The 8,790-nt window shown below is 63.1% G+C and carries 9 protein-coding genes and 1 pseudogene; 6 read left to right on the forward strand and 4 right to left on the reverse strand.

All coding sequences use genetic code 11. The features are described 5' to 3' along the window. From CAK78_RS05575 to CAK78_RS05595, 5 genes and pseudogenes are all read left to right on the forward strand, one after another. Window positions 1–195: pseudogene (locus CAK78_RS05575) on the forward strand (glycyl-radical enzyme activating protein); the annotation flags it as partial. Between the two features lie 73 nt (window positions 196–268). Then, complete coding sequence (locus CAK78_RS05580; RefSeq protein WP_094696636.1) at window positions 269–2,701, forward strand: formate C-acetyltransferase/glycerol dehydratase family glycyl radical enzyme; 2,433 nt, start codon at window positions 269–271, stop codon at window positions 2,699–2,701. A 92-nt stretch (window positions 2,702–2,793) separates the two neighbouring features. After that, a complete protein-coding gene (locus CAK78_RS05585; RefSeq protein ID WP_094696637.1) occupies window positions 2,794–3,540 on the forward strand; it encodes a DeoR/GlpR family DNA-binding transcription regulator in 747 nt (248 codons plus the stop codon). A gap of 128 nt (window positions 3,541–3,668) precedes the next feature. Then, window positions 3,669–4,562: an EamA family transporter gene (locus CAK78_RS05590; RefSeq protein WP_094696638.1), complete on the forward strand. Its 894-nt coding sequence runs from the start codon at window positions 3,669–3,671 to the stop codon at window positions 4,560–4,562. A gap of 121 nt (window positions 4,563–4,683) precedes the next feature. Beyond that, a complete protein-coding gene (locus tag CAK78_RS05595; RefSeq protein WP_094696639.1) occupies window positions 4,684–6,534 on the forward strand; it encodes an extracellular solute-binding protein in 1,851 nt (616 codons plus the stop codon). A 105-nt stretch (window positions 6,535–6,639) separates the two neighbouring features. Here the strand turns inward: CAK78_RS05595 and CAK78_RS05600 are convergent, their stop codons facing one another. After that, window positions 6,640–7,032 (reverse strand): DUF2750 domain-containing protein, encoded by a 393-nt coding sequence (locus tag CAK78_RS05600; protein WP_005302792.1) that lies wholly within the window; start codon window positions 7,030–7,032, stop codon window positions 6,640–6,642. A 93-nt stretch (window positions 7,033–7,125) separates the two neighbouring features. Continuing rightward, window positions 7,126–7,683 carry a hypothetical protein gene (locus CAK78_RS05605; RefSeq protein WP_094696640.1) on the reverse strand — a complete coding sequence of 186 codons (558 nt, stop codon included), beginning with the start codon at window positions 7,681–7,683 and terminating at the stop codon, window positions 7,126–7,128. 248 nt (window positions 7,684–7,931) lie between these two features. Between CAK78_RS05605 and CAK78_RS05610 the strand changes: the two genes are divergently transcribed. Then, a complete protein-coding gene (locus CAK78_RS05610; protein WP_005302794.1) occupies window positions 7,932–8,180 on the forward strand; it encodes a TIGR02647 family protein in 249 nt (82 codons plus the stop codon). On the opposite strand, the gene CAK78_RS05615 is transcribed toward CAK78_RS05610, so the two are convergent. Both CAK78_RS05615 and CAK78_RS05620 read right to left on the reverse strand, forming a co-directional pair. Beyond that, on the reverse strand, window positions 8,167–8,472 hold the full coding sequence (locus CAK78_RS05615; RefSeq protein ID WP_094696641.1) for a hypothetical protein: 306 nt from the start codon (window positions 8,470–8,472) through the stop codon (window positions 8,167–8,169). The genes CAK78_RS05610 and CAK78_RS05615 overlap by 14 nt on opposite strands. A 120-nt stretch (window positions 8,473–8,592) precedes the next feature. Further along, window positions 8,593–8,790, reverse strand: a 198-nt coding sequence (locus CAK78_RS05620; RefSeq protein ID WP_254924716.1) for a cold-shock protein, incomplete at its 5' end; no start/stop codon positions are given.

Consider the following 8,790-nt stretch of genomic DNA (forward strand, 5'->3'; position numbering starts at 1 on the left):
ACCCAGGCCGCCGCCAACCTTGGCACGGTACAGGAGATCCACTTTCTCCCCTACCACACCCTAGGCGCGGGCAAGTACGCCCTGCTCGACCAACCCTATCAGGCCCCCCTCCAGCCGCTCGATGACCCGACCCTGCTCGCCTTTGCCCACGAGTGTGCCCGTGCGCAGGGGCTGACCCCGCTCACCCGGGGCTAGCAATACCCATGACATCCGCCACTGACCGCCCACTTACCGTCAACTCACAGTCCTATGACCAGAGGATAAGACCATGACCCAGCTCGACCTCACCACCCTGCCCCCACGGATCCGCGCCCACAAGGAGAGCCTGATCCACATCGTCCAACCGCCAGTCTGCACCGAGCGGGCCCGTCACTATACAGAGGCCTATCAGGCCCACCTGGCCCGGCCGCTGCCGGTGCGCCGCGCCCTGGCGCTGGCTCACCACCTCAAGGAGCGCACCATCTGGATCAAGCACGACGAACTCATCGTCGGCAACCAGGCGAGCCAGGTGCGGGCGGCGCCGCTCTTTCCCGAATACACGGTGGGCTGGATCGAGAAGGAAATCGACGAACTGGCGGATCGCCCCGGCGCCGGCTTTGCAGTGAGCGAGGCGGACAAGCTGGCCATCCACACCCTCACCCCCTTCTGGCGCGGCCAGACGGTGCAGGATCGCTGCTACGGCCTCTTTACCGACGAGCAGAAGGGGCTGCTGGAAAGCGGCATCATCAAGGCCGAGGGCAACATGACCTCGGGGGATGCCCACCTCGCGGTCAATTACGAGCAGCTGCTTGTCCTCGGTCTCGACGGCCTCAAGGCCAAGGTAGCCGAGCGGCGCGGCCGGCTCGATCTGGCGGACTGGGCCGATCTGCAGCACGAACAGTTCCTGCAGGCCGTCGCCATCACCTTCGATGCCGTCAGCCAGCACATCGAGCGTTACGCCGCGCTGGCCCACGAACTGGCGCAGCAGGAGCCGCGCCCCGAGCGCCGAAGTGAACTTGAGACCATGGCCCTCAACTGCGCCCACATCGCCCACCGGCCCCCCGAGACCTTCTGGCAGGCGCTGCAGCTCTGCTACTTCATCCAGCTCATCCTGCAGATCGAGTCCAACGGCCACTCGGTGTCATTTGGCCGGATGGACCAGTACCTCTATCCCTGGTATCGCCGCGAGGTGGAATTGTCGGAATCCCTGCCGCGCACGCGCGCCATCGAGCTGCTGCAAGGGTGCTGGCTCAAGCTGCTGGAGGTGAACAAGATCCGATCCGGCACCCACTCCAAGGCCTCCGCCGGCAGCCCGCTCTATCAAAACGTCACCATCGGCGGCCAGAACTGGCTGGATGGCAAGACCCATGACGCGGTCAACGGCCTCTCCTACGCGATTCTGGAGTCCTGCGGCCAGCTGCGCTCGACCCAGCCCAACCTCTCGGTGCGCTACCATGCCGGCATGAGCGAGGATTTCCTCGACGCCTGCATCCAGGTGATCCGCTGCGGCTTCGGCATGCCCGCCTTCAACAACGACGAGGTGGTGATCCCCGAGTTCATCAAGCTCGGGGTGAGCGTAGAGGATGCCCACCACTACGCCGCCATCGGCTGCATCGAGACCGCAGTGCCCGGCAAGTGGGGCTATCGCTGTACCGGCATGAGCTTCATCAACTTCGCCCGCATCCTGCTGGCGGCGCTCGATGGCGGCCGTGACGCCACCACCGGCAAGGTCTTCCTGCCCCAGCCCCAGTCGCTGTGGCAAGGCTCGTTCGGCCACTTCGACGAGGTAATGGCCCGCTGGGACGAGCAGGTGCGCTACTTCACCCGCAAGTCCATCGAGATCGACTGCGTGGTCGACAGCCTACTGGAGGCCCAGGCCCACGACATCCTCTGCAGCGCCCTGGTGGATGACTGCATCGAGCGCGGCAAGACCATCAAGCAGGGGGGCGCCGTCTATGACTGGGTCTCCGGCCTGCAGGTGGGGATCGCCAACCTGGGCAACAGCCTGGCAGCGCTGAAGAAACTGGTGTTCGAGCAGAGGGTGGTGGATCAGCGCGAGCTGGCCAATGCGCTCGAGCAGGATTTTGCCGGGCTTGAAGGCGAGCAGCTGCGCCAGCGCCTCACCAATGCAGCCCCCAAATACGGCAACGATCTGGACGAGGTCGACCTGCTGCTGGTGCAGGCTTACCAGAGCTACATCGACGAGCTCAAGGGGCTGCACAACACCCGCTTCGGCCGTGGCCCCATCGGCGGCACCTACTATGCAGGCACCTCCTCCATCTCGGCCAACGTGCCCTTTGGGGCGGCCACCATGGCCACCCCGGATGGCCGCCACGCCCGCACCCCGCTGGCGGAGGGGGCCAGCCCAGCGTCGGGGTCGGATCGCCTCGGCCCCACGGCGGTGTTCAACTCCCTCGGCAAGCTGCCCACTGCGGCCATCCTCGGCGGCGTGCTGCTCAACCAGAAGCTGAGCCCGGCCAGCCTGGAAAACGAGCGGGACAAGGCCAAGCTGATGAGCCTGCTGCGCACCTTCTTCGAGGTGCACAAGGGGTGGCACGTCCAGTACAACATCGTCTCGCGCGAAACCCTGCTGGCGGCCAAGGCCCATCCCGACCAGTATCGGGATCTGGTGGTGCGGGTGGCGGGTTATTCGGCCTTCTTCACCGCCTTATCCCCCGATGCGCAAGATGATATCATCGCCCGCACCGAGCACTGTCTCTGACGGGCTCCACCAGGGGCAGCTGTGCCCCATTATGACCGGCAAGCCACCCGCACGGTGGCTTGCCGCTATCCACTGCCAGCCAGCGAGGCCCCATGAACCCACGCCACCAACTGATCCTCACCCTGGTCCATCAGGCCCGCAAGATGAGCGTGAGCGAGCTCTCCCAACGCACCGGGGTCTCGGAGGTGACGGTGCGCAACGACCTGACCGCCCTCGAAAAACAGGGGCTGCTCAAACGGGTGCACGGCTCGGCCATGGCGCTGGAGAGCGACGACCCCGATGCCCGGATGAACATCAACTACCTGCTCAAGGAACGCCTCGCCGAGCGCGCCGCCCAGCTGGTGGAGGATGGCGAGACGGTCTTTATCGAGGGGGGCAGCGCCAACGCCCTGCTGGCCCGCCATCTGGCCCTGCACAAGCGGGTCACCATCATCACCATCAGCAGCTACATCGCCCACCTGCTGCGCGACACTCAGGCCCAGGTAGTGCTGCTTGGCGGCCTGTTCCAGCATCAGAGCGAGAGCGTGGTGGGGCCGCTGACCCGGCTGTGCATCGAGCAGGTGCACTTCTCCAAGGCCTTCATCGGGGTGGACGGCTTTCATCCCGAGGTGGGCTTCACCGGCCGCGACATGATGCGGGCAGATGTGGTCAACAGCGTGCTGGCCAAGGGGGTGACCAATGTGGTCATCACCGACAGCAGCAAGTTCGGCGCCATCCACCCAAGCCCGCTCGGCATGCCGGGGCAGATCGGCGTGCTGGTCACAGACGACGCCCTGCCCGTCACCATGCGGGCGACCCTGTCGACACGCGGCATCACAGTGCACTGCGTCGCCGCCTGAGTAGTACCTTGCCGCCTGTTGCAGGATTGCTCCTCCACCTGGCGGCTTGACGGCGCCCACCCAGACGAGGGTATGCTCGTCCTCTTTTGGCCACCGCCTGGCAAGGGCCACTCTTTCAAGGACGAGACATGCACACCAAGGACAAGTTTCTGGCCGCTCTGGTCATCCTCTGCTGGGGGCTCAACTTCGTCGCCATCAAGTGGGGGCTGGAGGGGATCCCGCCGCTGCTGCTGGGGGCGCTGCGCTTCGTCGGAGTGGTCTTTCCCGCCATCCTGCTGGTCCCCAGACCCGCCATGCCCTGGCGCTGGCTGCTGGCCTACGGCGGGGCTATCAGCCTCGGCCAGTTCTCCTTTCTGTTCTGCGCCATGAAGTTCGGCATGCCGGCGGGCATGGCCTCGCTGGTGCTGCAATCCCAGGTGGTGTTCACCCTGCTGTTCGCCATGATCTGGCTGGGTGAACGCTGGCAGCCCCACCACTGGGTGGCCCTGCCGCTGGCGGGGGCCGGGCTCTATCTCATCGCCACCCATGGCGAGGGCAATCTCACCCTGCTCGGCTTCGTGCTGACCCTCTGCGCCGCCGCCTGCTGGGGCCTTGGCAACGTGATCAATCGCCAGATCGGCCTGCGTTACAAGACCTCTCTGCCAAGCCTGGTCGCCTGGGGCGGGCTGGTGCCCATCCTCCCCTTCTTCGCCCTCTCCTGGCTGTTCGAGGGACCCGAGCTGATGACCAGCAGCCTGCTCAACATCAGCTGGCAGGGGATCCTGTGCGTGCTCTATCTCTCCTTTGTCGCCACCTGGCTCGGTTACGGCCTGTGGGGGCGGCTGCTGATGCGCTACCCGGTGGCGCAGGTGGCCCCCCTCTCCCTGCTGGTGCCCTGCGTCGGCATGGTGGCGGCGGCCCTGTTGCTGGACGAGCACCCTACCCCCTTGCAGTGGCTGGGCTCGGCCCTGGTGTTGCTGGGGTTCGTGGTGCATCTGCTGGGCGGGCGGCTGCGCTGGTTCAAATCGCAGACCGCCGCCTGACGCTTATTTATCCGTCGCCATTGACCGGGGCGGAGAAACTTTTCATGATGAGCCAGCCCCCAACGGGGCTCGCGTCATCAACACATGGCCTGCAGGACGCAGCCATCAGGAGAGCAAGGACATGCCATCGACAGTCACCGCCGGCCCCCGGATCATCCCGCGCCTTCTGCGCACCAGTGCCATCACCCTGACCCTCTGCCTGAGCCACTACGGCTGGAGCGCTACCCTGCCGGCCGATTTGCAGTGGGAGAGCAACAACGCGGATCCGGTGTTTGCGGATCCGGCCGCCAAGCGGGGCGGCACCTTTCGCGGCTTCATGACCAGTTTTCCGCTGACCCTGCGGGTGTACGGTCCGGACTCCAACGGCGGCTTCGCCGGCTATGTGCGGGAGACCAACCTGCCGCTCTTGAGCACCCATCCCGTCACCGGCAATCCCATGCCCATGCTGGCCAACGAATGGGCGTTCGGGCCCGACCACAAGACCCTCTATCTGCGCATCAACCCCAAGGCGCGCTGGTCAGACGGCCAACCGGTCACCGCCGATGACTGGCTGTTCACCCTCAAGCTGCTGCGCAGCAAGGAGATCAACGACCCCTGGTACAACAACTACTACAGCACCCAGATAAGCGACGTCACCAAGTTTGATGAGCACACCCTGGCCATCTCCAGCGGCAGTGCCAAGAGTCGCCAGGATCTGCTGGAATCCCTCCCCTTCACCCCGGCCCCCAGCCACGCCATCAAGATCACCGCCAACTGGGTCAAGGAGTACAACTGGAAGGTACTGCCAGTGACCGGCCCCTACCAGCTTGGCGAGGTGAAAAAGGGCAAGTCGGTCACCTTCGAGCGGGTCAAGGATTGGTGGGGCAATGACGAGCGCTACTTCCAGCACCGTTTCAACCCGGACCGGATCGAGCTCAAGGTGCTCAGGGATCAGAACATCGCCTGGCAGCACTTCCTGCGCGGCGAGCTGGATACCTTCCCGCTGGTCATGCCCAACTGGTGGCACGACAAGACCAGGACGCCGGAGTTCGAGCAGGGCTATATCGAGCGACTCTGGTTCTACAACCAGACCCCCCAGTCCCCCATGGGGCTCTATCTCAACACCGCCGATCCGCTGCTGCGCGACCTCAATGTGCGGCTCGGCATCCAGCATGCCCTCAACCTCGACAAGATGCTCACCACCCTGTTGCGGGGGGATTACCAACGCCTCAACAGTTACGGCTCAGGCCAGGGGGAGTTCACCAACACGGAGCTCAAGGCCCGCCCGTTTGACCCCGAGCTGGCACGCCAGTACTTCGCCAAGGCCGGTTTCACCAAGCCAGGCCCCGACGGTACCCTGCAAAACGACAAGGGCCAGCCGCTGACCCTGAGCATCACCTACACCACGGCGGAGCACGCCCAGCGCCTCACCCTGCTGCGCGAAGAGGCCAAGAAGGCGGGGCTCAACCTCGAGCTCAACCTGATGGATGCCTCGGCCGGCTTCAAGTCGATGCTGGAGAAGAAACACCAGAGCGCCTGGATGGGCTGGAGCACCAGCCGCTATCCCGCCTACTGGGAATATTTTCACAAGGTCAACGCCAACAAGCCGCAGACCAACAACATCATGAATATCGATGATGACGCCATCACAGCCCTGGTGGAGCAGTACGACAAGGAGTTCGACTTCGCCAAAAAGGCGGCGCTGTCGCGCCAGATCCAGCAGCGACTCTATGAACTGGCCAGCTTCGTGCCCGCCTATCAGGTGCCCTACACCCGGGAAGGGGCCTGGCGCTGGATAAAACTGCCCAAGTTGCCGGCGACGCCCAAGAGTGAATTGCTCTACTGGCCGCTGGACGGCAGCAACAACGGCTACAGCTACGGCGGCCTGTTCTGGATTGATGAAGAGACCAAGGCGCAGACCCGGGCCGCCATCAAGGCAGGCCAGTCCTTCCCGCCCGTCACCCTGATTGACACCACCTATCAGCAGAAATAGGGCAACCTGCTTCTCTGCAAGGGTGTGCCAAGGCCATCAACAAAAAGACCCCGCAATGGCGGGGTCTTTTTTGCAACCTGGGTTGCTCGCTGAGGCAGGAGGCGCTTAGCCGCGCTTGGCCTGCTTCTGGGCGATGGCGTCAGCCACGTCGGCCGGCTCCAGCACGATACCTTCCTGATCCGGCGTCGGGAAGACGGCCACGCACAGCTCATCCTGCTCCATGCCGTCAATCCAGCGCTCCAGCCACACCTTGAGGGTGATGGACTGCGGCTTGCAGTCGGCCCACTCCCCTTCGGCCCACGCCTTGGCGTACTCCGGGTGCGGCCATACCGGGATGCAGTCTTCATCGTCGGTGGTCAGCATCATGACGCCGTGCTCGTCGGTCAGAACGAACAGCTCTTCGTGCTCGACCAGCTTGCTGATGAAGTGATCAAAGCGGTAGTCCGCGTTCAGTTGCAGCGCTGCATTGCGCTCGGTGTCGCTCAGTTCATAGCTCATCGGTCAAGTCTCTTGTGCAATAAAGGGCGCCATGTTCACATCTTGCCGGCGCCTTGTCCAGTATGAGAGATCGGTCACCGATTTTTGAACGGTTCACCCGAGCTCAGGAGTCACCAGGTCGATCTCCGCCATCTCGCCAAGACGCTGGCGCAACCAGTAGGCCGCCTCCACTTCGACGAAACAGAGCTGATCCCGACCGGCCCTCGCCCCCGCCAGGATCTGTGCAAGACGAGCCTGCTGTGCGCTGTCCCAGGCATCGGCCAGCTTGCCGCCATGAGCCTCTTCCACCACCTCGCGGCGCAGCTCGAACAGGTTGTCGGTGATCGGGCTGTTGATCTTGGCCGGGCTGTGCCAGTACATCTGCAGGTTGTCCATCATCTCGCTGTCGTAGTTGGCCAGCGCATCCAGCTCAGGCGTCGCCCCCTCTTCACCGGTCGCGAAGTCGCACCAGGCCGCCGTCAGCGGTGCCAGGCTCTGCGCGGTTGCGCCCTTGCCATGCTGACGCAAGGCGGCGACATCAGCCCCCTTGCAGGCGGGTAGCCAGACATCCCCTTCATGTTGTTCGAGCAGCGGCAACAGCAGGGAGGCCGGGTAGACGGAAAAACGGGAACTCAGGGTGTGCAGCAGGGATACCAGTGTGATCTTGACCATGGAATGCGCCTTGAACCGGGGGCCGACAGACAATATCGGCCAGATAGACAAAGGAAGCCTTATCCTATCATGTTTGGCGCCGCAAAGCCGGACTCAAACAATCCTCAATTGATTCACAAAATGACGGCCAAAAAAGCAGCGTTTGAGCACGCCAGGGAGAGAGAAAGCCCAATAGTTTGAGCCAGCGCCCACTAAAGTGGATCCGGGAGTGCTAGTTTGCATACATCTTTAGCGTAAGGAGTGCATTCATGATCGGTATCGACCAGGTTTCCAGCGAGTTTGTAAACGATTTGAAAATACTGGCATGCTTTGATCCGGCCAACATGAGCCTGGGGATCAAGTTGCGCAGCGACATGTCCGACGAACTCTGCCAGGCCGCAGTTCGCCTGCACCAGCAGGGACTCATCAGCGCGGAAGATGGCGGCTATCTGACGCCCTTTGGCATGACCATGGTGGAACACCTGCAGCACCTGCTGGTAGCACTCAAGCCGCTTTGACCGCCTTGGGAGCCCACAGCGAAAAGTTGAGCAGCTCCCAGCGTTTCCCTTGACGCAGCAGACAGGCAAACAGCAAAGGACCTTCGGGTCCTTTTATCTTGCCATCGACCATCCACTCCCCCTCCCGTTGCGGCAACGGTTGCGCCCTGATCTCGTCCGGGAGCCTGCCAGCGCCCACCCGCACCTGCACAAACTGCTGGCACACGGCCATGGCCTCTTTCTCAACGAGGTTCGGCCCCTGTTGATCGGTGGAGGTTATCAGAGTGGCGGCAAGCAGAAGGGATGGCAGCATAGTCGGCACAACATGCAGAAGTAGAAGGTCACGCCTCACACCGACGGACGGTGAAAAACGCCCATAAACAAAAAGCCGTGGAACCCAAAGGCACCACGGCTTTCTTAAATTCTGTAAGAATTACAGAGCAGTTACGTTCTCAGCCTGCGGGCCTTTTTGACCTTGGGTCACGGAGAACTGTACGCGCTGACCTTCAGCCAGGGTACGGAAGCCGTTACCTTGGATGGCGCTGAAGTGAACGAAAACGTCCGGGCCGTTTTCTTGCTGGATGAAGCCAAAACCTTTGGTTTCGTTGAAAAACTTAACGGTACCGGTGAT

The organism is Aeromonas sp. A35_P (assembly GCF_002259925.1).
Lineage (GTDB): Bacteria > Pseudomonadota > Gammaproteobacteria > Enterobacterales > Aeromonadaceae > Aeromonas > Aeromonas dhakensis.

Excerpts from the sequence above, each read along its gene's own strand:
- CAK78_RS05595 (WP_094696639.1), top strand. The coding sequence starts at position 4,684 with ATGCCATCGACAGTCACCGCCGGCCCCCGGATCATCCCGCGCCTTCTG.
- CAK78_RS05585 (WP_094696637.1), top strand. The coding sequence starts at position 2,794 with ATGAACCCACGCCACCAACTGATCCTCACCCTGGTCCATCAGGCCCGC.
- CAK78_RS05580 (WP_094696636.1), top strand. The coding sequence starts at position 269 with ATGACCCAGCTCGACCTCACCACCCTGCCCCCACGGATCCGCGCCCAC.
- CAK78_RS05610 (WP_005302794.1), top strand. The coding sequence starts at position 7,932 with ATGATCGGTATCGACCAGGTTTCCAGCGAGTTTGTAAACGATTTGAAA.
- CAK78_RS05615 (WP_094696641.1), bottom strand. The coding sequence starts at position 8,472 with ATGCTGCCATCCCTTCTGCTTGCCGCCACTCTGATAACCTCCACCGAT.
- CAK78_RS05605 (WP_094696640.1), bottom strand. The coding sequence starts at position 7,683 with ATGGTCAAGATCACACTGGTATCCCTGCTGCACACCCTGAGTTCCCGT.
- CAK78_RS05600 (WP_005302792.1), bottom strand. The coding sequence starts at position 7,032 with ATGAGCTATGAACTGAGCGACACCGAGCGCAATGCAGCGCTGCAACTG.
- CAK78_RS05590 (WP_094696638.1), top strand. The coding sequence starts at position 3,669 with ATGCACACCAAGGACAAGTTTCTGGCCGCTCTGGTCATCCTCTGCTGG.